Consider the following 21,857-nt stretch of genomic DNA (forward strand, 5'->3'; position numbering starts at 1 on the left):
ATAGATGCGGATTCAACGATGTGGAGATGAGAATGCCGGACAGCGGCGGAAGCCGGGCCCAGCAAGAGCACATACCCATGACCCGGACCGGAGCCGAAACCGGTCCAGGTCCCCTTCCCACCGCCCCGGTCCCCGGGGCCACAGCGACCCGGCGAACCGGGCTGCTGGTCACCATGGTCCTCGGCGGGCTCACCGCGCTGCCGCCCCTCTCCATGGACATGTACCTCCCGGCCCTGCCCGAGGTCACCGACGCCCTGCACGCCCCCGCCGCGACCGTCCAGCTCACGCTGACCGCGTGCCTGGCCGGCATGGCGCTCGGCCAGCTCGTCGTCGGACCGATGAGCGACCGCTGGGGACGGCGCAGGCCGCTGCTCCTCGGCATGGTCATCTACGTTTTCGCCACCGCGATCTGCGCGCTGGCACCCACCGCGGAACTCCTCATCGGCTTCCGCCTCCTCCAGGGCCTGGCGGGCGCGGCCGGTATCGTGATCGCCAGGGCGGTGGTGCGGGACCTCTACGACGGCGTGGAGATGGCCCGGTTCTTCTCCACCCTGATGCTGATCTCCGGGGTCGCCCCGATCATCGCCCCGCTGATCGGCGGGCAGGTCCTGCGGATCACCGACTGGCGCGGCATCTTCGTCGTGCTCACCGTCGTCGGTGTCCTGCTCACCCTCGTCGTCTGGAAGTGGCTCCACGAGACGCTGCCGCCCGCCGAGCGCCACACCGGTGGAGTGGCCGACGCGCTGCGCACCATGCGCGGGCTGCTCGCCGACCGGGTCTTCACCGGCTACATGGTCACGGGAGGTCTCGCCTTCGCGGTCCTCTTCGCCTACATCTCGGCGTCCCCGTTCGTCGTGCAGGAGATCTACGGGGCCTCCCCGCAGACCTTCAGCCTGCTCTTCGGGCTCAACTCGATCGGCCTGATCATCGTCGGCCAGATCAACGGCAAGGTGCTGGTGGGCCGGATCAGCCTGGACAAGGTGCTCGGCTTCGGCCTCGTCGTCATCGTGCTGTCCGCCGTGGCGCTGCTGCTCATGACGACCGGCGTCTTCGGCGAGGTGGGCCTCGTGCCGATCGCGGCCGGGCTCTTCGTACTGATGTCGGCGATGGGCCTCGCGATGCCGAACACCAACGCCCAGGCCCTGATGCGCACCAAGCACGCGGCGGGTTCCGCCTCCGCGCTGCTCGGTACGTCCTCGTTCCTGATCGGTGCCATCGCCTCGCCCCTGGTCGGCATCGCGGGCGAGCGGACGGCCGTTCCGATGGCGGTCGTGCAGGTGGTGTGCGCGGTGGCGGCCGTGACCTGCTTCCTCGGCCTGTGCCGGCCGTGGCAGCGGCAGGGCCGCGAGGCGGGTGGCCTCTGAGACAGCCCGCAGGGCGAGCGGTCCCCGCGAGAGCGGAACCCCGGCCCGGGGGAAAGCGGAACCCGGCCCGGGGAGCTCCCGGGCCGGGTTTCCGTGCATCGGTCGCCGTGTATCGCCGTGTATCAGCGGCCGTGCGTCGGTCGCCGTGCGTCAGTCCCCGCGCGGGTAGCCGATCAGATGGATCCGCTCCTGCCGGTCCGTCCAGCGGAACACCCCGACCCCGGTCGTCTCGACCACCGGCAGCCGCGCGTTGCGCGACAGCGAGTCGGTCGTCCAGGTCGTGAAGTCCATCGAGACCGGCAGCCCGCCCCCGGCCAGCGCGTCCGACGCGTCACGCGCGTTGGTCGCCCCGTAGGCGATGCCGTCGTCCGTCACCGTGGCGAGGGTCAGATGGCTCGAACCGTCGTCGTCCTCGAAGCAGAACCCCTTCTTCGCCTCCAGGTCGAACGCGAGGTTCCCGGCGATCAGATAGCCGCCCGAGGGGGACAGGACGGCCTGCGGATAACGGCCGGGCTTTATGGCGGGCTTGTGGCACTCCACCGAGACCAGCGGCTTCCCGGTCAGCGAGTCGTGCACCGTCCACAGCTCGTGCGTGGCCGCCCGCTTCGACTTCTTGTCGAGCGTCCACTTCGCCAGCACCTGGCCCGGCGTCACGGACGTCGGAACACCGCTGAGCCTGTCGACACCCTTGGGCGCGACATTCCGGCTGAACCAGCCGTCGCGCGTCCAGAACTCCCGTACGCCGCTCACCAGCAGGCCCTGCGTGGTCTGGCCCCGTACCTCCGTGAGCTGCTTGCAGGTCTTGCAGTCCTTCGGATACTTCAGCTCCGCGGCGGGGACCTTCGTCACCGTGCCCGTGATCGGGTCGACGAGCGCGCTGTTCGCCTTGCCGTCACTGATCACGATGTCCGGGCCGGTGGCGGTGATGTCCGGAGAACCGGACCACGGCACCTCGATACGCCGCCGGGTGCCGTCCGTCACCGCGTACACATCCATGGAGACGAAGGTGTCGGAGGGCGAGAGCCCGTCGCCGACCTTCCCGTAGGACCAGGTCACGAAGTACTGCCGGTCGTTCTTGGTGACGGTCAGCAGATTCGGGTAGTGCAGGGGGTCCGGCGGTCGCCAGGCCTGGCCGCGCCACCCCAGTTCACCGGTCGCCGTGTCGACGGTGCGCAGCCGGTAGCGGTTCTCGGCGGACTTCTCCAGGTAGGCGAGCCGGCCCGTCGCGTAGGAGACCGCGACGTCGGGCGAGGAACCGATGATCTCCCAGCCGCGGTCGGTCGTGTAATCGGGCGGGGCGGTGAGCCGGGTCACCGGACCCGCGCTCGGCAGGACGGATCTCTTCGGCTTGGCGCCGCTCTTGGCTCCGTCCTTGTCGCTCTTGCCGCCGCCGCAGGTCGCCAGCAGGAGCAGCAGGGCGAAAAAGAACACCCCACCGACCAGGGCCAGCCGCACAATCCGTTGTCTCATGGCTCTCCCGATGGACAATCCTGATCTCGCGCGGGTCAGCGTAGCAACAGCCTCGGAACGATGAGGAGTTCGGCCGGGTCGCTGTTGTGTACCGGTTCCGTGGAGGCGAAGCGGAATACGGCCGGGCCGCCACATCCGCCTACAATTCGCCGGTGAACGTCACCCTCCCCACCGCGGAATCCCTGCGCTCGGCCCTGGCCGGGCTGCTCGACGGGCTGCCGCCCAAGCAGGCCGCGCAGGCCGTCGACCGGCTGATCGCCAGTTACCGCGGCACCACGCCCACCGACGCCCCGGTCCTGCGTGACCGCTCGGACGTCGCCGCGTACGCCGCGTACCGGATGCCCGCCACCTTCGAAGCGGTACGGTCCGCCCTCGCCGCGCTGTGCGACGCGGCACCGGAGTGGGTGCCCGCCACCCACACCGACATCGGGGGCGGTACGGGCGCGGCGAGCTGGGCGGTCGCCGGGGCCTGGGAGGGGCCGGCGACGACCGTCCTGGACTGGGCCGAGCCCGCGCTGGAGCTGGGCCGCGAGCTGGCGGGACTGTCGGGCGTCCCGGCGCTGCGCGGCGCCCGTTGGGAGAAGGCCAGGATCGGCGCGGCGCTGGAGCTGGCCCCCACGGACCTGGTGACCGTCTCCTACGTGCTCAAGGAGCTCACCGAGCTGGCCAGGACCGAACTCGTCGACGTGGCGGCGGCCGCCGCACAGGCCGTGGTGATCGTGGAACCCGGCACACCCGACGGCTACGCCCGGATCATCGAGGCCCGCGACCGGCTGATCGCGGCCGGGCTGACCGTGGCGGCACCCTGCCCGCACAGCGCCGCCTGCCCCATCGAGCCGGGCACGGACTGGTGCCACTTCTCGGCGCGGGTCAGCCGCTCCTCGCTGCACCGGCGGGTGAAGGGCGGCTCGCTGAGTCACGAGGACGAGAAGTTCAGCTACGTCGTCGCGACGCGTTTCCCCGTCCTGCCGGTCGCCGCACGGGTCATCCGCAAGCCGCAGATCCGCAAGGGCCAGGTGCTGCTGGAGCTGTGCACGCGGGACGAGGGCCTGGCCCGCTCCACGGTCACCAAGCGGCACGGGGAGCTGTACCGGGCGGCCAGGGACATCGCCTGGGGCGACGCCTGGCCGCCGGCCGACACGGAGTAGTCCCTCAGCCCCGCAGCTCCTGTGTGCAGCACTTCACGCTGCCGCCGCCCTTGAGCAGCTCGCCCAGGTCCATCGGGACCGGCTCGAAGCCCCGCTCCCGCAGCGGGTCCAGCAGCCCCGTCGCGGCCTGCGGCAGCAGCACATGACGCCCGTCGCTGACCGCGTTCAGCCCGAACGCCGCCGCGTCCGCCTCCCGGGCGATCAGCGCGTCCGGGAAGAGCCGGGCCAGCACGGACCGGCTGCCGGGCGAGAAGGCACCCGGGTAGTACATGATCTCGTCGCCCGCCTCGTCGAGCACGCACAGGGCCGTATCCAGGTGGTAGTAGCGCGGGTCCACCAGATCGAGGCCGATGACCGGCCGCCCGAAGAACTCCTGGGCCTCGTCGTGCGAGAGCGGGCTGGACCGGAAACCGCGCCCGGCCAGGAGGTACGTGGAGGTGACCGCGAAGTCGCCCTCGCCCTCGTTGACATGGTCCGGTTCCAGGATCTCGGTGAAGCCGTGCTCCCGGAACCAGTCGCGGTGGGCCTCGGCCTCCGCGAACCGCTCCCGGTAGGCGAACAGGGCGCCGAGCACCCGCCCGTCGATCACGGTGGCGCCGTTGGCGGCGAAGACCATGTCGGGCAGGTCGGGGCGCGGGGTGAGCAGCTCGACGGTGTGGCCGAGCGCGCGGTAGCGGTCGCGCAGGTCCTCCCACTGGGTCTGCGCCAGCGGCAGGTCGACGGGTTTCGAGGGGTCCATCCACGGGTTGATGGAGTACGTGACCCTGAAGTGGGAAGGGGCGCACATCAGGTAGCGACGAGGGGTGGCGTCACGGTTCAACTGGGGCTCCTCACGAACGGCGGCCGGGGCCGCGGAACGGTGGGATACGCACGGTCTGCGCGTGAGCCCATGGTGCGCCGTGCCGGGCCGATCCCGCAGCTGACCGATCGGGTGGTTCACCCGGGGATCGCGGGACAGCCCTGTGGACGGACAAGACGATACGTATCGACTTGCGAGCGATAGATTGGCCGGATGGCATCCCACAAGGCTCCCGACTCCAGTCGCCGCAGCGACCGCTCCCGCCGGGCGATCCACGACGCCGCTCTCGCGCTCGTCGGGGAGATCGGCTACGGGAAGACGACCATCGAAGGTATCGCCGCCCGCGCCGGAGTGGGCAAGCAGACGATCTACCGCTGGTGGCCCTCCAAGGCGGCCGTCCTGCTGGAGGCGTACCTCGACCTCCAGAACCGGCTGTCGGAGCAGGCTTCCGGGCAGGCTTCCGAACACGAGGCGGGCCAGGCGGGCCAGGCGGGGGAGCGGGCTTCGGGACAGGCGGGCGAGGCGCCGTACGGGATTCCTGACACCGGCGACCTGGCCGCCGACCTCAAGGCCGTACTGCGGGCCACCGTCGACGAGCTGAACGACCCGGTGACCGAGGCGCCCACCCGGGCACTCGCCGCCGAGGGCATCGTCGATCCGGTGCTGGGCGCCGAATTCGCCGAGAAGCTGCTCGAACCGCAGATCGGGCTCTATGTCACACGGCTGCGGGCCGCGCAGCGGGCGGGCCACGTGCGCGCCGACGTCGATCCCCGGGTCGCCGTGGAGCTGCTGATCGCCCCGCTGGCCCACCGCTGGCTGCTCAGCTACCTTCCGCTCACCCACGACTACGCCGATTCGGTCGTCGACCACGCCCTGCGGGGACTGTCCTCGGACGCTTGATCGATATCCGGTATGTGGTGACATCGGGCGTGATGGTGCTCACTCGGTGCAGTGGTCCCCGGCCCCGCTGGTGAACTCTGGCCACCCGAGGCGCAGGATGGTGGGACCATGGATGAGTAACGCTGAGGTGAGGGGATAGATGGGCGCCGATTCCGGCCGCTATCGCGGCACAGAGAGCAGGATCTCCCAGTGGCTGCGGCGACGACCCAAACCGCAGCGGGCCGAAGCCGACGACACGGACCGGGTGGCGCTGCTCCTCGCCGTCGCCGAGGCGGGCATGCCGATCTCGCCCGCCGCCCATCCCAATGGATACCGATGTTCGTGCGAACGCGTCGGCTGTCCCACCCCCGCCCGGCACCCCATCTCCTTCGCCTGGCAGACGCAGTCGACCACCGACCGCGCACAGATCGAGCGCTGGGCCGACAGCCAGCCGCTGGCCAACTTCATCACCGCGACCGGCATGATCCACGACGTCCTGGACGTCCCGCTGACCGCCGGCCGGGAAGCTCTGGAGCGTCTCCTCGCCGCGGGCATCGACGTCGGCCCCGTCGCCCAGTCCGGTGAGGACCGGATGCTCTTCTTCACCGCCACCCGGGGTACCCCGGCGGACGAGGACGAGTGGTGGCCCTGCGAGCTGGACTGCCACCCCGAGACGATGGACGAGCACCCCGGGCTGCGCTGGCACTGCCGCGGCAGCTATGTGCTCCTGCCGCCCGCCCGGCTCCCCGGTGAGCTGGACGTGCACTGGGTACGGGGCCCGGAGCACGAGCTCCCCGACCCGCTGACCCTGCTGGAGACGCTGACCGACGCCTGCGCGAGCTACGCGCACAGCGCCGAGCAGAGCGACCTCGACCACGATTCGGTGGCCTGGCCGCTGAGCCGCTGAGCGCCGTGGCACGGCCGCCCGCCGTCGGACCGGCGGGCGGATCGGCGGCCGGATCGGCGCTCGTGGCCGTTACGAACCCTGCGCCGACGTCAGACCCGGCAGCCGGTTCAGCACGCGCACCTTGCCGCCGGAGTCCCCGCCGCCGCGCTGGGGGACGTACACCAGCTGGCTGGAGACCCGCTCCTTGGTGAGGCTGCTCCTCACCTCACCGGTCAGCAGCGCCTCCACGTCCGAGTTGACCTCCGGCCGCAGCCCCTTCGCCGCGGTCTGCCGCTCGAAGTGCTTGCTGCTGAAGAAGACCAGGGCCCCGCCGTCCTCGGTGGCCAGACCGAGCGGTGCGTACGTCCCGCTGTCCAGCGCCCGGTCGACGTACTGGTACGAGAAACCCGCCCGGCGCGTGGTCCTGCGCGTCTCCCGCCAGCCCGAGGTCGTCGACCCGGGGGCGAAGACATCCGGCTCGCCGTCCTTCAGATAGCCCGTGTACGTCGTGCTCAAGTCCTCGGGCGCGACGGCCAGTTCGTTGTCGCCCGACTGCGCGGGCGACGCGAAGCCGTCCGCGTCCAGGCGGAACTCCGGGACCTGGGACGGAGCGACGACCGCCAGATAGGACGCCTTCCACAGCGCGTCGGGGCCCGTCTTCACGAACACCACGAGCCAGCGGGTGTCCAGCTTCCCGGTGTCCCGGTCACGGTTGGAATCGGTGTCCGCGAGGAACCAGCGCGGCCAGCCGGCCTTCTTCGGGATCGTGTACGCGGCATCCGTCAGCTCCAGCGGCGAGTGATGCGTGTTGCCGTCCGGATTGTTCTTCTGCCGCGCCTTCAGGCCCGCCTGATTGATCGCGCCGAGCGAACCCGTCACCCGGTCCGCGTCCAGCGCCGGATCGTACGCCTTGTCCGCCTTGTTGTAGGCGTCCGTGAAGTCCTTGAGTGCCTGTGCGGCCTCAGACTTCGTCGCTCCCGGCAGCACTTCCAGCTCGCCGTGCACCGTCACGCAGCCGCTCGCGCCCACGCTCAGCACCGTCGCTGTCGCGAGCCCCGTCGCCAGTCGCCCCAGCCTTCTCATCCGTTGCCTTCTGCGCCTTCTGATCCGTCGCCCGCACTGACCGTCCGAACCCTACCGGGGCGAGGAACAGCGCGAGGGTGGGGATGAGATACAGCGCCCACACCGTGACCTGAAGCACGGTCGGATCGGGCTGGAAGTTGAACACGCCCTTCAGCAGCGTGCCGTACCAGCTGTCCGGCGGAATCGTGGCGCTGATGTCGAACGCCTTGTTCCGCAGCCCGCCCAGGAACTCGGCCTCCTGGAGGTCATGAACGCCGTACGCGAGCACGCCCGCCGCCACCACGACCAGCATCCCGCCGGTCCAGGTGAAGAACTTCGCCAGGTTGATCCGCAGCGCACCCCGGTAGAACAGCCAGCCCAGCACGATGGCGGTGGCGATCCCCAACAGCACCCCGATCAGCGGCTCGGAGGACCCCTCGCCACTGGCCCGCACCGACGCCCACACGAACAGGGCGGTCTCCAGGCCCTCGCGGCCCACCGCCAGGAACGCGGTGGCGACCAGCGCGCCGGTGCCCATCGCGAGCGCCGCGTCGAGCTTGCCGTGCAGTTCCTTCTTCAGATGCCGCGCGGTGCGCCGCATCCAGAACACCATCCAGGTCACCAGGCCGACGGCGACGATCGACAGGGAGCCGCCGAGCAGCTCCTGCGCCTCGAACGTCATCTCCTGCGAGCCGAACTCCAGCGCGGCGCCGAAGGCCAGCGAGATCGCCACGGCGATCCCGATGCCTCCCCACACCGGGCGCAGCGCGTCCCTGCGGTCCGTCTTGACGAGGTAGGCGACCAGGATGCACACGACGAGGCTGGCTTCGAGCCCCTCGCGCAGGCCGATCAGATAGTTGCCGAACATGCCGGTCCTTCCACTGTGTCAGTCACGTGCGCCGGTCAGGAGAAAAGTGCCCGGCCCCACCAGTCGTCCTTGTCGCGGACGCCCGGCGGGACGGCGAAGTGCGCCGAACCCACGTGCTGGATGTACTCGTTGAGCGCGTCGTGCGCCGCGAGGCCGCGCTGCACCGGAAGGAAACCCGTGCGGACGTCGCGCTGGTAGGCGAGGAAGAACAGACCGGCGTCCAGCCTGCCCAGACCGTCCGTACCGTCGGTGAAGGAGTAGCCGCGGCGCAGGATCGTCGCCCCGCCGTTCGTGTCCGGGTGGGCCAGGCGTACATGCGCGCTCGGCAGCATCGCCTTCAGGAACGGCTCGTCGCGTTCCTTCGACCTGCCGACCGGGGCGCCCTCGCCCTTGTCCCGGCCGAAGATGTCCTCCTGCTCCTGGAGCGGGGCGCGGTCCCAGGTCTCGATGTGCATCCGGATGCGCCGGGCGACGAGATACGAACCGCCCGTCATCCACCCGGCGTTGTCCTTCGGGCCGACCCACACATGCTTGTCCAGCGCGGCGGAGTCGGTGCCGGAGATGTTCCGGGTGCCGTCCTTGAACCCCATCATGTTGCGCGGGGTCTGCGCGTCCGGCGTCGTCGAGGACGTCTTGCCGAAGCCCAGCTGCGACCAGCGGATCGCGGTGCGGCCCATGCCGATCCTGGCGAGGTTGCGGATGGCGTGCACCGCGACCTGCGGGTCGTCCGCGCACGCCTGGACGCACAGGTCGCCGCCGCTGCGGGCGGCGTCCAGGTTGTCCCCGGGGAACGCGGGCAGATCCACGAGCGCCTCTGGCCGCTTGTCCTCCAGACCGAACCGGCCCGCGGCGAACAGCGAGGGCCCGAAACCGATGGTGAGCGTCAGCCGGGACGGCTGGAGCCCCAGCGCCTCGCCCGTGTCGTCCGGCGGGGCCTCGGCGAGCCCGCCGTACGCCCCGTCACCGACCGGCCGCCCGGCCGTCATCCGCTCCGCGGCCCGCGTCCACTCCTTGAGCAGCGCGGCCAGCTCGGCCGGGTCCTTCGTCGTCACGTCGAACGCGGCGAAATGCAGCCTGTCCTGTACGGCGGTGGCGATACCGGCCTGGTGCGCCCCGTGGAACGGCACCGCGGCCCCGCTCTCCGCGGCGGGCTCGCCGCCCCCGCCGGAGCGCACCGCGGCGACCGCGCCGCCCGCCGCGACGGCGCCGAGCGCCAGCCCGGCACCGCCCCAGCCCAGCAGGGCGCGGCGGGAGGGGCTGACGCTCTCCGGCTCAGGGGTGCTCCGGGGCTCAGGGGTGCTCTGGGTGTCCTCGGACATGGCGGGAGCCTCCTCGAACCCTCGGTTACTTCGTGACCGCGGCGGCCAGCTTGGACAGCGGCTCGGCGAGCGCGTTGACCGCGTCCGAGAGCTCCTTGCGGTCCGCCTTGCCGACCTTCTCGTACGAGGTGAACTCGTAGGACGTCTTGTCCGCGCGGTACTTGTCCAGCAGCGTGTTCAGCGCCGCGAACTGCTTGTCCAGCGAGGCGGTCAGCGCCGCGTCGTTCTTGGCGGCGATCGGCTTCAGCAGCTCGTACGACTTCTCCGCGCCCTCGACGTTCGCCTTGAAGTCGACGAGGTCGGTGTGGCTGTAGCGCTCCTCCTCACCGGTGACCTTGCCGGTGGCGACCTCGTCGAGGAGCTCCTTGGCGCCGTTGGCCATCGAGGTCGGGGTGATCTCGGCCTTGCCGACCCGGTTCTGCCAGTCGACCAGGTCCTTGTGGAGGACCGGGGCCAGCGCCTTCTCCTCGGCGCCCAGCTTCTTGTCCTGCCACAGCGCCTTCTCCAGGCGGTGCCAGCCGGTCCACTTCTGGCCGTCCTCCAGGCCGTCCTCGCGGACGTCGACCTTCGGGTCGATGTCGCCGAACGACTCGGCGACCGGCTCGGTGCGCTCCCAGCCGATACGGGAGTCGGCGTACGCCTTCTTCGCGGCCTCGATGTCGCCCGCGGCCACCGCGTCCGTGAAGACCTTGACCTTCGGCAGCGTCTCGTCGGCCTGCGCCTGCACATAGGTGCGGTATCCGGCGACGGCCTTGTCCATCTCCGGGCTGCGCTTGGCCGCGGTGCCGCCGGTGACCTCGATCTTCTGCCGGATGCCGTCGCCCTTCATGCCGGGCTTGCAGGCGATCTCGTACGAACCGGCCTTCACCTCGGCGGTGATCTTCGCCTTGGTGCCGGGGCCGATGTTCTCCCGCTCGGTCACGATGCGGTCGTCCGGGAAGAGCACATAGACCTCGGTGACCTTGGACCCCTTGTTCTCCACGGCCAGTTCGACATGACCGGCGGGGAGCTTCGTCTTCGAGACCTCGCAGGCGTCGTCCTTGGCGACGACCCGGACGGCGTCGTCGGCCTTGCCGTCGCTCTTCTCGGCGCAGCCCGTGACGGCGGTCAGAGCGGCCACGGTCGCGGCAGCGGTGACGACGGAGAAACGAACGGCTCGCATGCGGGCTCCACGGAGAGGAAGGAGAACGGGAAGGAAAGGGCCGGACAAAGTCGGGTGAGGCGGACCTAACTTAACCGAGCCTTACCTGACCGATACCCCGCTGTGCAGTGATTCAGCTCTCACCCTTCGCGGGGGAGAACGGGCCGGTCACAGGTGACCCTCGAACGACCCACGCGCAGGTCAAGTGCTGGTCAAGAGGTCCGTTCCGGTACGACGAGGGGCACCCCGGTCCGGGGGTGCGGGAACACCTCCACCGGCTGCCGGTAGACCTCGCCGAGCAGCTCGCCCGTGAAGATCCCGGCCGGTGGACCGGTCACCGCGATCCGCCCCTCGCGCAGCACCGCGGCCCGGTCCGCGTACGCCGCGGCGAGCCCCAGGTCGTGCAGCACGACGACGACCGCGTCCCCCGCGGCGGCCCGCTCGCGGCAGATCCGCAGCACCAGTTCCTGGTGGCGCAGATCGAGCGCGGCGGTCGGCTCGTCGAGCAGCAGCAGCGGGGCCCGCTGGGCCAGCACCCGGGCCAGCGCGACCCGGGCCCGCTCACCGCCCGACAGCGCGGAGAACGGGCGGCCGGCGAACCCGGTGACCTCGGTGGCCGCCATCGCCGCCGCCACCGCCGCGTCGTCCTCGTCCTCCCGGTCCGTGCCCGCCCAGGGCGCCCGCCCCATCCGTACGACGTCCTCGACCGGGAAGGGGAAGGACAGCACGGCGGACTGCGGCAGCACCGAGCGGCGCAGGGCCAGTTCGGGCGCCGACCACTCGGTGACCGGGCGGCCGTCGACGCGGACCTCGCCGGTCCCGGCGGGCAGATCGGCGGCCAGGGCCGCCAGCAGCGTCGACTTGCCGGCGCCGTTCGGACCGACGAGTGCCACCACCTCGCCCGCGTGGGCGGTCAGATCGATGGAGTCGAGCACCGGCCGCTGCCCCAGCCGGACGGACAGGGCGACGGCTTCGGCGACCGGCGAACCGGGGGCGACGGGGACGGGCAGCCGACGGCCGCGTACCGCGAACGGATTTCTCGGCATCCTCATGCCCAACCACCTTGCTTACGACGGGTCCTGCGCAGCAGCCAGAAGAAGAACGGGCTGCCGAAGAGCGCGGTCAGCACACCGAGCGGCAGCTCGGCGGGGGCGGCCACGGTCCGGGCCGCGAGATCGCCCACCACCAGCACCAGCGCACCGCCCAGCGCGCTGCCCGGTACGAGGAAGCGGTGCCCGGGGCCGTTCGCCATCCGCAGCAGATGCGGCACGAGCAGGCCGACGAAGGAGATGATCCCGGCGACGGCGACCGCGGCGGCGGTCAGCAGCGCCACGACGAGGACCAGGACGACCCGCAGCCGCTCGACATCCACCCCCAGGTGCCGGGCGGGCCGTTCGCCGAGCGCGAGCAGATCCAGTTTGCGGGCGTAGAACGGCGCGACGATCAGGCCGAGCGCCGCACACGGCAGTACGGCGAGCACCTTGGGCCAGGTGGCCTGGGCCAGCGAGCCGAGCTGCCAGAAGGTGATCTGGCTGACCTGCGCGTTGTCCGCGAAGAAGATGAACAGGCCGATCAGCGCGCCCGCGAAGGCGTTGACTGCGATCCCGGTGAGGATCAGCGTCACGACCTCGGTCCGGCCGCCGGAGCGCGACAGCGCGTACACGAGCAGGACGGTCACGAGCCCGGCGACGAACGCGCAGACGGTGATGGTCCAGTTGCCGAAGAAGCTGAGGCCCAGCGAGATCGAGGCGACCGCGCCGACCGCCGCGCCCGCGGAGATCCCGATCACTCCGGGCTCGGCGAGCGGGTTGCCGAACACGCCCTGCATCAGCGCGCCCGCGCAGCCGAGGGACGCGCCGACGAGCAGGGCGAGGACGACCCGGGGCAGCCGTACGTTCCACAGGACGCTCTCGCCGACCCGGTCCAGCGCGTGGCCGCCGAGCCCGATCCGGTGCTGGACGGAGGCGAGGACATCGTCGAGGGGAATGCTGTACGCGCCGAGTCCGGCGGAGAGCAGAGCACCGGCGAGCAGGGCGAGCGACAGCCCGACGGTGAGCGTGAACGCGTTGCCGCGCGTGGCCCTGGCGCCGCCCTTCGGGGCCGGTGGAGCGGTTGGGGTCCCAGGTGCGGCCGGGGCTCGGCGTGCGTCCGGGGGCGGGGGCGCGGCCGGGGTGTCGTGCGCCGCGGTGGCTTCGGCGCGTTCTCCGTACGAGGTGGTCACTTGCCCTTCCCGCCCTTCGGGTAGAGCTGCTCCACGAGTTCGGCGAGCACCCGGTCCGTGCGGGGCCCGTAGTTCAGCAGGACGCCGTCGTCGATCGAGACGATCCGGCGGTCCAGTCCGGCCGGGGTCTCGGCGACGCCGGGGATCTTCACCAGCCCGTCGACCCCGCCGACCGACGTGAGTCCCTTGCTCATCACCAGGATCGCGTCGGGCGCGGCTTTGGCGAGCGCCTCACTGGTGATGGCGGTGAAGTCCTTCTCCAGCCCGGACGCCTTCCCGGCGTCGACGGCGCCCGCCGCCTCCAGCAGCGAACTCGCTCCCGACTCCCGGCCGCCCAGCAGATAGACGGAGGCCGATCCCCGCAGATAGAGGAACGCGACCCGGGGCTTCTTTCCGTCCTCGTGGGCGGGGACGGACTTCTGCACGGCGTCGATACGGGCCTGGGTGCGTGTCCTCAGTTCGGTACCCGAGGAGGGCACACCCAGCGCGGCGGCCACGGTGTCGATCCGGCGGCCGACATCGGCGAGTTCCTTGGCCGCGTCGACGACCACCAGCGGGATACCGGCGTCACGGATCTGGCCGATCGCCTCGCTCGGTCCCGTCGTGGTGTCCGCGAGGACCACGGTGGGCCTCAGCGAGAGCACGCTCTCCGCCGAGACGTCATGGGCGCGCGTCACCACGGGCAGCTTCTCGGCCTGTTCGAACGTGGCGGTGATGTCGCGGGCCACCACCTGTTCGCCGAACCCGAGCGTGAAGACGATCTCGCTCAGGGAGCCGGTCAGCGGCACGATCCGGTCGGTGGAGGTGAGGGTGACATCGGCACCGTCCGCCGACCGCACCGTCACCGGCATCCGTGGTGCGGGCGCGGTCGCGAGGGGCTCGACCCGGTCGACGGTCGCGGCAGGGGTGCCGGACCCGGCAGCCCCGGCGGAGGCTCCGCCGGCGGGCCCTGCCGTACCGACGCAGCCGGTCAGGACCAGCGCGAGGGCCACGACGGCGGTGAGGGCGGCGCCCACCCGGCCGGGGGCGTGCCCGCGAGGTCCCCTCGGGGCGTAGTCCTGCGAGAAGCGCACGGGGCACCGTCCTGTCGTTCCGAGGTGTGCGGTTGATGGTTCTTCATGAGGTCCTGCGAACTATGCGGAGGAAGGGGTTCCGGCATCAGCTGAACTTAGCTTAGGTTAGCCTTACCTCACTCGCTAGACCTCGGAGGGGTCCTCATGCTGCCGTCCCGATCTGCCCGTGCGCTCGCCGTAGCGCTCCTCGCGGTGTTGCCCGGAGCGCTGCTCCCGGCCTCCTCCGCGCAAGCGGCGAGCCGCACGGTGCAGGGCGGCCGACTGGACTGGGGCATCAAGTCCTCCTTCCAGAGCTACGTCACCGGGCCCATCGCGGGCGGTAGTTGGAGCCTGACCGGAGGCGCCGCCACGGTCGGCGGAAGTCAGTTCCGCTTCCACTCCGCCACTGGTTCCTACGACCCGTCGAGCGGCGCCCTCAGCTCCGGCTTCTCGGGCGGGGTGCACTTCACCGGCCACAAGAAGGCCGGCGGCGGTAACGAGCTCGACCTCACCATCAGCCGGCCCACCGTCAGGATCAGCGGGGGCGGCGGCACCGTCTACGCCGACATGGTCAGCAAGGAGCGGGGGAGCGGCCGGGTCACCTCCGCCGCCCAGGTCCCGCTCGCCACGCTCGGGCTCTCCGGGATCGACATGAAGGGCGGCTCCACCCCCATCGCCCTCAACAACGTCCCGGCGACGCTGACTTCGCGGGGCGCCAAGGCGTTCGCCGGTTACTACACGGCCGGTACACCCCTCGACCCGATCAGCCTCTCCGTCGACACGACCGGTCCCGCCGCGAAGCGGGACGACCCGAAGTCCTCCACGCCGTCGTCCCCGAAGAAGCCGGCCGACAAGAGGGAGAAGGCGGGCCGCTTCGAGGACGCCGCCGTCGACTGGGGCGTACGCCGTACCTTCCGCGAGTACGTCACCGGGGACATCGGCCAGGGGAAGTGGTCCCTGGCCGACGGTGCCCGGGACGGCGGGGCGTTGTTCCGTTTCCCGGCGGGCAAGGGCACGTACGACGCGAAGAAGCAGACCCTGGACGCCGGGTTCACGGGCAGCGTCCGCTTCACCGGCGCACATGAACTCGACCTGAAGCTGGCCGGGATCGCCGTCGAGGTGGCCTCGGGCAAGGGCACGCTCTCGGCGGATGTCACGAGCGGGGGCACCACCCGCGAGGACGTCCCGCTGATCACCTTCACCGCCGGGGACTTCGCGCCGAAGAACGGGCTCGCCGCCCTCACCGAGGCGCCCGCGACCCTCACCGCGGACGGTGCCGAGGCGTTCGGCGGCATGTACAAGGCGGGTACCGCGATGGACCCGGTGTCGCTCGCCGTCGCCGTCGACGAGAAGGCACAACTGCCCGCCCTGCCCGACCTGGGCAGCGAGGCGAAGCCCTCCGCAGGGCCCGCGAAGAAGGCCGCGGCCTCCACCGCGCCGGTGGCAGCCGCAGCGGACCCGGGCACGGGCACCGGAACGTATCTCGCCATCGGCGGCGGCGCGGTGCTCGTCGCGGCGGCCGGTGTGCTGTACGCGGTCGGCCGCCGCCGATCCGGCCGGACCTCCTAGCCCCCGCACCTCTCCTGGTCCCCGCTCCTCCTCCCGGTCCCCGCGGCCCCGCACCTTTCACGGTCCCGCAGCCTCCGCCGCTCACACAGTCCCCATAGCTCTCACCGCCCCGTAGCTCCGAAGTCCGTAGCTCCGTAGGACCTTTACGGCCTCGTGGCCCCCGCAGGTCACCCCCGCCCCCCTTCCTCCCTTTTCTCCCCTCTCCCCGTTCTCCCGCACCCCCTTCCCGACCAAGGAGACCCACCACCATGGCAGCCACCCGCCGCCCCATAGCCCTCGCCGCCGCCGTCGCCACGGCAGCCGCCCTGGGCGCGACCTTCGCCCTCCCCGCGCTCGCCGCCGACAGCACCGCGGCCAAGGACGGGGCCGCCGCAGCCGCGGCCCCGACGATGGAACTGAAGGACGGCACGCTGGACTGGGGCTTCAAGGAGTCCTTCCGCAAGTACCTCGCCTCCCCGTTCTCGGGGGGCAGGATCACGGTCACGGGCGGCGCCGAGCAGGCCGCGGGCAACGGTGTGTTCACCTTTGTCAACGGCAAGGGCACCTACGACATGACCACCCACGGCACCGACACGGCCTTCGAGGGCGGGGTCAACTTCTACGCCCACAAGGGCGCCCTGGACATCACGCTCTCGGACGTGAAGCTCTCCACGGCCGGCAAGGGCGGCGCGATCACCGCCGATGTGAAGACCCCCGAGGGCACCAAGAACGACGTCGCCGTCGCCGCCCTGGACCTGTCGGCCGTGCGGCCGGGGCAGGGCGCGGGCGGTGCGATGGTCTTCAAGGACATCCCGGCCACGCTGACGAAGGCGGGCTCCGAGGCGTTCAACGGCCAGTACAAGGAGGGTGACGCCCTCGACCCGGCCACGCTCACGGTGAAGGCGGTCGCCGCGCCGCCGACCGGGAAGCCCACCGTCCCGCCGACGGGGAAGCCGACCGGGAAGCCCACGGAGCAGCCCACCGGGAAGCCCACCGAAAAGCCGACCGGGAAGCCCACCACGCCGCCGACCGGGAAGCCGACGGCGAAGCCGTCCTCCACCGCCACCGCGCCGGTCACGAACCCGGGCGCGGTCCTCGACGGAACCCTGAACTGGGGCGTCAAGAAGTCCTTCCGCACGTACGTCACCGGCCCGATCGCGCACGGCAAGGCCGAGACGAGCGGCGGCGCCACCGCCTCCGGCGACGGGTACCGCTTCGGCGGCGCCACCGGACGCTTCGACGCCGGCAAGAAGACGCTCGACGCCGAGTTCGACGGCAAGGTCCGCTTCCTGGGCCACAAGGAGGGCGACGCCTACACGCTCGACCTCTCGCTCGCCAACCTGGAGATCCGGGCGAACGGGACCTCCGGCAAGCTGATCGCCGATGTCTCGACCAAGGACCGGGAGACCAAGAAGGTCACTCGGTACACCGATCTGTCCGTCGCCGACCTGAAGCTGCCCGCCGGTGCCCTCACCGCGAAGGACGGCGTCGTGAACCTCTCGGGCATCCCGGCGACCCTCACCGCCGACGGCACCAAGGCATTCGGCGGCATGTACGCCAAGGGCGAGCGGCTCGACGCACTGACCGTCGCGGTCGCCCTCGACAAGAACGCCCAGCTGCCGGGCGGCTCGGGCGGCGCGGCCGGTTCGGGCTACGCCGGTGGTACGGGCTCCTCCACCACCGGCGGCTCCGACACCGGTTCCTCCACCACCGGCGGCGCGGTCGGTGGCGGCGGCACGGTGGGCGGCGCGGGAGCGCTGGCCTCCACCGGCTCCGACCTCCCGACCGGCGCCCTGTTCGCCGCCGCGGGCGTCGTCGTGGCGGCCGGTGCCGGAGTCGTGATCGCGTCGCGCCGCCGCCGTACCGTCTGATCCGTCCAGCACACGTCCCAGCCCCGTCAGGGCCGTACCGGCGATACGCCACCGGTACGGCCCTGGCGGGGTCGAGGGCGCCCGCACGGTGCTTGAATGCGCACGTGAACGACTTCGACGTACCCGCGGGCATCGACGTACTACGGGTGTTCTGCGGCCCGGACGGCCGGCACGGCAACGCCCTCGGCGTCGTACGGGACGGGAGCGGTCATCCCGACGAGGCGTCCCGGCAGGAACTGGCCCGGCGGCTCGGCTTCAGCGAGACCGTGTTCGTCGATGATCCGGAGCGCGGGCGCGTCGAGATCTACACGCCGGGGCTGCGGTTGCCGTTCGCCGGACACCCGCTGGTCGGCACCGCCTGGCTGCTGGACCTGGAGGTCCTGGAACTGGCGGTCGGGGACGTGTTCGCCCGGCAGGACGGTGAGTTCACCTGGATCACCGCCCGCCCCGCATGGGCACCGCCGCGCATCCTGGAGCGGTACGGATCCGCCGCCGAGGTCGAGGCGCTGACCGGACCGCCGCCCGGCGAGGGCTGGGTCTACGTGTGGGCCTGGGAGGACGAGGCGGCGGGCCGGGTCCGGGCGAGGGCGTTCCCGCGCCGCGGCGACGGGATCGTGGAGGACGAGGCAACCGGGGCGGCGGCCCTGCTGCTCAGCGCGCGGCTCGGCCGGGCGCTGAACATCAGACAAGGACGCGGCTCCCAGATCCTCACAGCACCCGCGCCGGACGGCACGGTGGAGATCGGGGGCCGCGTCCTGCTGGCCGTTCGCGGCTGAGCCACGGGTCCTGCTCCGCGCCCGAGCGCGAGGATCTACGCGCTGAGCGGGAAGACCTCGCCCAGCTCCTGGAACACCGCGGTGTTCAGCGCGAAGGCGCGCTTGCACTCGTCGATGATGCGCTGCTTCTCCAGGTCGTCCGCGTTCACCGCGTCCAGCAGCTCGCGGTAACCCCGCTTGAACGCGGCCGGGTTGGGGATCTCCTCGAAGACGTAGAACCGCACGCCGTCACCCTTGCGCGCGAAGCCCCAGGTCTTCTCCGCCGTGTCACGGATGATCTGGCCGCCCGAGAGGTCACCGAGGTACCGGGTGTAGTGGTGCGCGATGTAGCCCGCGGGCCAGGTACGGGCGCACTCGGCGACCCGGTCGGCGTACGCGGCGGTCGCCGGCAGCGGCTCCAGGCCCTCGCGCCAGCCGGGGCCCGCCAGATGCGCCAGATCCCGCTCCAGCTCCGCACGGCGCATCAGCTCGGACTGTATGAACGGGCCGGTGACCGGGTCGGCGCGGAGCGCCTCCGCGCCCTCCTCCAGCGCGCGGTAGACGAACCACAGCTGCTCGGTGTAGCGCGTGTACGCGTCCACTCCGAGCCGTCCGCCGAGCATGTCGCTCATGAAGGTCGAGGTCTCCGCCTCGACGTGCTGCTCGTGAGACGCGGTGCGGATGAGCGTCGAGAAGGGGGTGGCGGTGGCGGTTGCGTCCAAGGCGGGCCTCCGGGGACCGAGGGGACGGGAAGTCCGATGACAGACGGAAAATACCGGCAGTCGCCGCCGCAACGCGTGCGGGCAGCGCTTGCCGATACGCCGATCCTCCTACTTAGGCTTACCTAAGTCAACTGGTTCCCGACTGCCTGTCGGTAAAAAGCGTACCCCCGGAACGAACCGGACGGGACGTTACGGAAGGGTAAGAATCTCCGCCCCGGTCTCCGTCACGACCAGCGTGTGCTCGAACTGCGCGGTCCGCTTGCGGTCCTTGGTCACCACGGTCCAGCCGTCGTCCCACATGTCGTACTCATGGGAACCCAGCGTCAGCATCGGCTCGATCGTGAACGTCATTCCGGGCCGCATGACCGTGGTCGCGTGCGGGCTGTCGTAGTGCGGCACGATCAGACCGGAGTGGAACGAGGAATTGATCCCGTGCCCCGTGAAGTCCCGCACCACCCCGTACCCGAACCGCTTCGCGTACGACTCGATGACCCGCCCGATCACATTGATCTGGCGCCCCGGGCGGACCGCCTTGATCGCACGGTTCAGCGACTCCCGGGTGCGCTCCACGAGCAGCCGGGACTCCTCGTCCACGTCGCCGCAGAGATAGGTGGCGTTGTTGTCGCCGTGCACTCCGTTGATGTACGCGGTGACGTCCAGGTTCACGATGTCGCCGTCGCGCAGCACCGTGGAGTCCGGGATGCCGTGACAGATGACCTCGTTGAGCGAGGAGCAGAGCGACTTCGGGAAGCCGCGGTAACCGAGCGTCGACGGGTACGCGCCGTGGTCGACCATGAAGTCATGGGCGACGCGGTCGAGTTCGTCCGTGGTCACGCCGGGGGCGATGTGCTTGGCGGCCTCCTCCATTGCCTGCGCGGCGATGCGTCCCGCGATCCGCATCCGCTCCACGGTGTCGGCGTCCTGGATCTCCGGGCCGGTGTACGGCGTAGGAGCCGGCTTGCCCACGTATTCGGGGCGCCGGATGTTTCCGGGTACGGAACGGACGGGAGTGAGCTCCCCTGGTACAAGCAGCGACTGGCCAGACATGCCAGCGAGTCTAACCAGCGTCCTTGGGGCAGCATGGCACCGAGGAAAGGAGCCTCTGATGGCCCTGTTCAAGAAGCGCACCGTCGGCAAACCGGGCGAGTGGTACTACTGCCTGGTGCACAAGAAGGTCGAGGAAGGCCCCGAATGCCCGGCGAAGGACCGGTTCGGCCCCTACGCCTCCCGTGAGGAGGCACAGCGCGCGATGGACACGGCGCAGGAGCGGAACCTGGAGTGGGAGACCGACCCCAAGTGGCACGACCGCACGGACGGCCCGTCGGCCCCGCCGAACTGATCCGCTCCGGCCCGAGGGAGCCCCTTGGGCAGCCCCCGGGGCGGGCGGATCCGCCCCGGGTCACGACGTTCGGGTTACGACGCCCGGGTGCACAGTGCCCGGGTCACGACGTCCCCGGTCGCGACGTTCCTGGTCACGGTGCCCCTGGTTACGACGTCACGCCCGCCGCCCGCCGCCGTATGGCGTCCTCGTCCGTCTCGGAGTCGTACTTGATCAGCTTCGGCAGCGCCGCCGCCAGCAGCGCGACCGAGGCGACGCAGGCCACCCCGCCCGTCCAGATGGCCGACCGCGTCCCGGTCCAGCCGGCCATCGCCCCGGCCCTGACCTGACCGAGCTGCGGACCGACGCTGTACGAGAGCACCTCGATGCCCGCGAGCCGTCCGCGCAGCTCCTCCGGAACGGTCTGGTTCCAGATCGTGGCGCGGCCCAGCCCGCTCAGCATGTCGCCCGCGCCCGCCACCCCCAGGCAGACCAGCACCAGCCAGATGTTGCTGAACCAGCCCGCCGCCGCGATGGCCAGCCCCCACGCCGCGGCACCGAACACCACGAACAGCCCGTGCCTGCGCACCCGTGAGGTCCAGCCGCTGGTCAGCCCCAGCACCAGCGAGCCGACCGACCCCGCCGCGTACATCAGGCCCAGCGACCACTCCGCGTCCAGCTCGTCCGCCAGGAACGGGAAGATCGTGTTCGGGAAGGCGAAGAGCATCGCCGCGAGGTCGATCGCGTACGTCCCCAGCAGTACCGGCCGGCTCCAGGCGTACCGCGCCCCCTCCGCGATCCCGCGCAGCGACGGCTTTGGCGCGTCGTGGGCGGGCGGCGCGGGTGCCAGGCGCAGACAGAGCAGGACGGAGACGGCGAACGTGACGACCGTGACCACGTACGCCGTGGCGTGTCCGGCATAGGCCACCACCAGACCCGCCAGCGCGGGACCGGCGATGGCGCCGACCTGCCAGCGCAGCGAGTTCAGCGCGGCGGCGGCGGTCTGCTGGTGGTGCGGCACGATCCGGGCCATCAGGGAGTCCAGCGCGGGCCGCTGGAGCCCGGCCAGCGCGGAGACCCCGCCGGCCACCACGTACAGCGGCCAGAGCAGCGGGTCCGGCAGCAGGGCGTTCACCAGCAGGATGCCGGCGAGCACCCCGAGCCCCGCCTCGGTGAGCAGAATGACCTTGCGCCGGTCCACGGCGTCGGCGAGCGCCCCGCCGTACAGGCCGAAGACGACCAGTGGAACCAGTTCCACCGCGCCCATCGCCCCGACCGCCAGCGGCGACCCGGTCATCTCCTTGATCTGGAGCGGCAGCGCGATCAGGGCCATGAAGCTGCCGAAGAAGGTGATCAGACCCTGGACCCACAGCAGCCGGAAATCGGCCGAGGAACGCCAGGGCGAGAGGTCGGGCAACAGCGCCAGGAGCCTGG

General features: G+C 71.3%; 20 protein-coding genes. 8 read left to right on the plus strand and 12 right to left on the minus strand.

The window, feature by feature from the left end:
* The first annotated feature begins 32 nt into the window (after positions 1-32).
* Positions 33-1,364 (plus strand): multidrug effflux MFS transporter, encoded by a 1,332-nt coding sequence (locus OG413_RS20810; protein ID WP_266810269.1) that lies wholly within the window; start codon positions 33-35, stop codon positions 1,362-1,364.
* Between the two features lie 150 nt (positions 1,365-1,514).
* Here the strand turns inward: OG413_RS20810 and OG413_RS20815 are convergent, their stop codons facing one another.
* Positions 1,515-2,834 carry a hypothetical protein gene (locus OG413_RS20815; protein ID WP_266807625.1) on the minus strand — a complete coding sequence of 440 codons (1,320 nt, stop codon included), beginning with the start codon at positions 2,832-2,834 and terminating at the stop codon, positions 1,515-1,517.
* 152 nt (positions 2,835-2,986) lie between these two features.
* Between OG413_RS20815 and OG413_RS20820 the strand changes: the two genes are divergently transcribed.
* Positions 2,987-3,982 carry a small ribosomal subunit Rsm22 family protein gene (locus OG413_RS20820; RefSeq protein ID WP_266807627.1) on the plus strand — a complete coding sequence of 332 codons (996 nt, stop codon included), beginning with the start codon at positions 2,987-2,989 and terminating at the stop codon, positions 3,980-3,982.
* Between the two features lie 4 nt (positions 3,983-3,986).
* On the opposite strand, the gene ddaH is transcribed toward OG413_RS20820, so the two are convergent.
* Positions 3,987-4,802 (minus strand): dimethylargininase, encoded by an 816-nt coding sequence (ddaH, locus tag OG413_RS20825; protein ID WP_266807629.1) that lies wholly within the window; start codon positions 4,800-4,802, stop codon positions 3,987-3,989.
* A gap of 192 nt (positions 4,803-4,994) precedes the next feature.
* Between ddaH and OG413_RS20830 the strand changes: the two genes are divergently transcribed.
* Complete coding sequence (locus OG413_RS20830) at positions 4,995-5,681, plus strand: TetR/AcrR family transcriptional regulator (RefSeq protein ID WP_266807631.1); 687 nt, start codon at positions 4,995-4,997, stop codon at positions 5,679-5,681.
* A 139-nt stretch (positions 5,682-5,820) separates the two neighbouring features.
* Positions 5,821-6,567, plus strand: coding sequence for a bifunctional DNA primase/polymerase (locus tag OG413_RS20835; RefSeq protein ID WP_266807633.1), 747 nt, complete (start codon positions 5,821-5,823; stop codon positions 6,565-6,567).
* A 69-nt stretch (positions 6,568-6,636) separates the two neighbouring features.
* On the opposite strand, the gene OG413_RS20840 is transcribed toward OG413_RS20835, so the two are convergent.
* The 7 genes from OG413_RS20840 to OG413_RS20870 form a co-directional block, all read right to left on the minus strand.
* Positions 6,637-7,620, minus strand: a complete 984-nt coding sequence (locus OG413_RS20840) for a hypothetical protein (RefSeq protein ID WP_266810270.1) — start codon at positions 7,618-7,620, stop codon at positions 6,637-6,639.
* Positions 7,508-8,476, minus strand: a complete 969-nt coding sequence (gene efeU / locus OG413_RS20845) for an iron uptake transporter permease EfeU (RefSeq protein ID WP_266807634.1) — start codon at positions 8,474-8,476, stop codon at positions 7,508-7,510. The genes OG413_RS20840 and efeU overlap by 113 nt, the downstream gene beginning before the upstream one ends.
* 35 nt (positions 8,477-8,511) lie before the next feature.
* On the minus strand, positions 8,512-9,795 hold the full coding sequence (gene efeB, locus OG413_RS20850) for an iron uptake transporter deferrochelatase/peroxidase subunit (protein ID WP_266807635.1): 1,284 nt from the start codon (positions 9,793-9,795) through the stop codon (positions 8,512-8,514).
* A gap of 25 nt (positions 9,796-9,820) precedes the next feature.
* On the minus strand, positions 9,821-10,957 hold the full coding sequence (efeO, locus tag OG413_RS20855) for an iron uptake system protein EfeO (protein ID WP_266807657.1): 1,137 nt from the start codon (positions 10,955-10,957) through the stop codon (positions 9,821-9,823).
* Positions 10,958-11,148: 191 nt separating this feature from the next.
* A complete protein-coding gene (locus OG413_RS20860) occupies positions 11,149-11,988 on the minus strand; it encodes a heme ABC transporter ATP-binding protein (RefSeq protein WP_266807659.1) in 840 nt (279 codons plus the stop codon).
* A complete protein-coding gene (locus OG413_RS20865; RefSeq protein ID WP_266807661.1) occupies positions 11,985-13,157 on the minus strand; it encodes an iron ABC transporter permease in 1,173 nt (390 codons plus the stop codon). Before OG413_RS20865 ends, OG413_RS20860 begins: the two co-directional genes overlap by 4 nt.
* Positions 13,154-14,230 carry a hemin ABC transporter substrate-binding protein gene (locus OG413_RS20870; protein ID WP_266807663.1) on the minus strand — a complete coding sequence of 359 codons (1,077 nt, stop codon included), beginning with the start codon at positions 14,228-14,230 and terminating at the stop codon, positions 13,154-13,156. Before OG413_RS20870 ends, OG413_RS20865 begins: the two co-directional genes overlap by 4 nt.
* A gap of 144 nt (positions 14,231-14,374) precedes the next feature.
* On the opposite strand from OG413_RS20870, the gene OG413_RS20875 reads away from it, so the two are divergent.
* The 3 genes from OG413_RS20875 (at position 14,375) to OG413_RS20885 (ending at position 18,404) form a co-directional block, all read left to right on the plus strand.
* Complete coding sequence (locus OG413_RS20875) at positions 14,375-15,778, plus strand: HtaA domain-containing protein (protein ID WP_266807665.1); 1,404 nt, start codon at positions 14,375-14,377, stop codon at positions 15,776-15,778.
* 248 nt (positions 15,779-16,026) lie between these two features.
* Positions 16,027-17,628, plus strand: a complete 1,602-nt coding sequence (locus OG413_RS20880) for an HtaA domain-containing protein (protein ID WP_266807667.1) — start codon at positions 16,027-16,029, stop codon at positions 17,626-17,628.
* A 104-nt stretch (positions 17,629-17,732) separates the two neighbouring features.
* On the plus strand, positions 17,733-18,404 hold the full coding sequence (locus OG413_RS20885) for a PhzF family phenazine biosynthesis protein (protein ID WP_266807669.1): 672 nt from the start codon (positions 17,733-17,735) through the stop codon (positions 18,402-18,404).
* A 35-nt stretch (positions 18,405-18,439) separates the two neighbouring features.
* Here the strand turns inward: OG413_RS20885 and OG413_RS20890 are convergent, their stop codons facing one another.
* Both OG413_RS20890 and map read right to left on the minus strand, forming a co-directional pair.
* Complete coding sequence (locus OG413_RS20890; protein WP_266807670.1) at positions 18,440-19,105, minus strand: heme oxygenase (biliverdin-producing); 666 nt, start codon at positions 19,103-19,105, stop codon at positions 18,440-18,442.
* A 189-nt stretch (positions 19,106-19,294) separates the two neighbouring features.
* A complete protein-coding gene (gene map / locus OG413_RS20895) occupies positions 19,295-20,152 on the minus strand; it encodes a type I methionyl aminopeptidase (RefSeq protein WP_266807671.1) in 858 nt (285 codons plus the stop codon).
* Between the two features lie 58 nt (positions 20,153-20,210).
* On the opposite strand from map, the gene OG413_RS20900 reads away from it, so the two are divergent.
* On the plus strand, positions 20,211-20,444 hold the full coding sequence (locus OG413_RS20900) for a hypothetical protein (protein WP_266807673.1): 234 nt from the start codon (positions 20,211-20,213) through the stop codon (positions 20,442-20,444).
* 148 nt (positions 20,445-20,592) lie between these two features.
* Here OG413_RS20900 and OG413_RS20905 read toward each other — a convergent pair whose 3' ends face one another.
* Complete coding sequence (locus OG413_RS20905) at positions 20,593-21,849, minus strand: MFS transporter (RefSeq protein WP_266810271.1); 1,257 nt, start codon at positions 21,847-21,849, stop codon at positions 20,593-20,595.
* Between the last annotated feature and the right edge of the window lie 8 nt (positions 21,850-21,857).

It is taken from the genome of Streptomyces sp. NBC_01433 (assembly GCF_026340105.1).
Classification (GTDB): Bacteria; Actinomycetota; Actinomycetes; order Streptomycetales; family Streptomycetaceae; genus Streptomyces.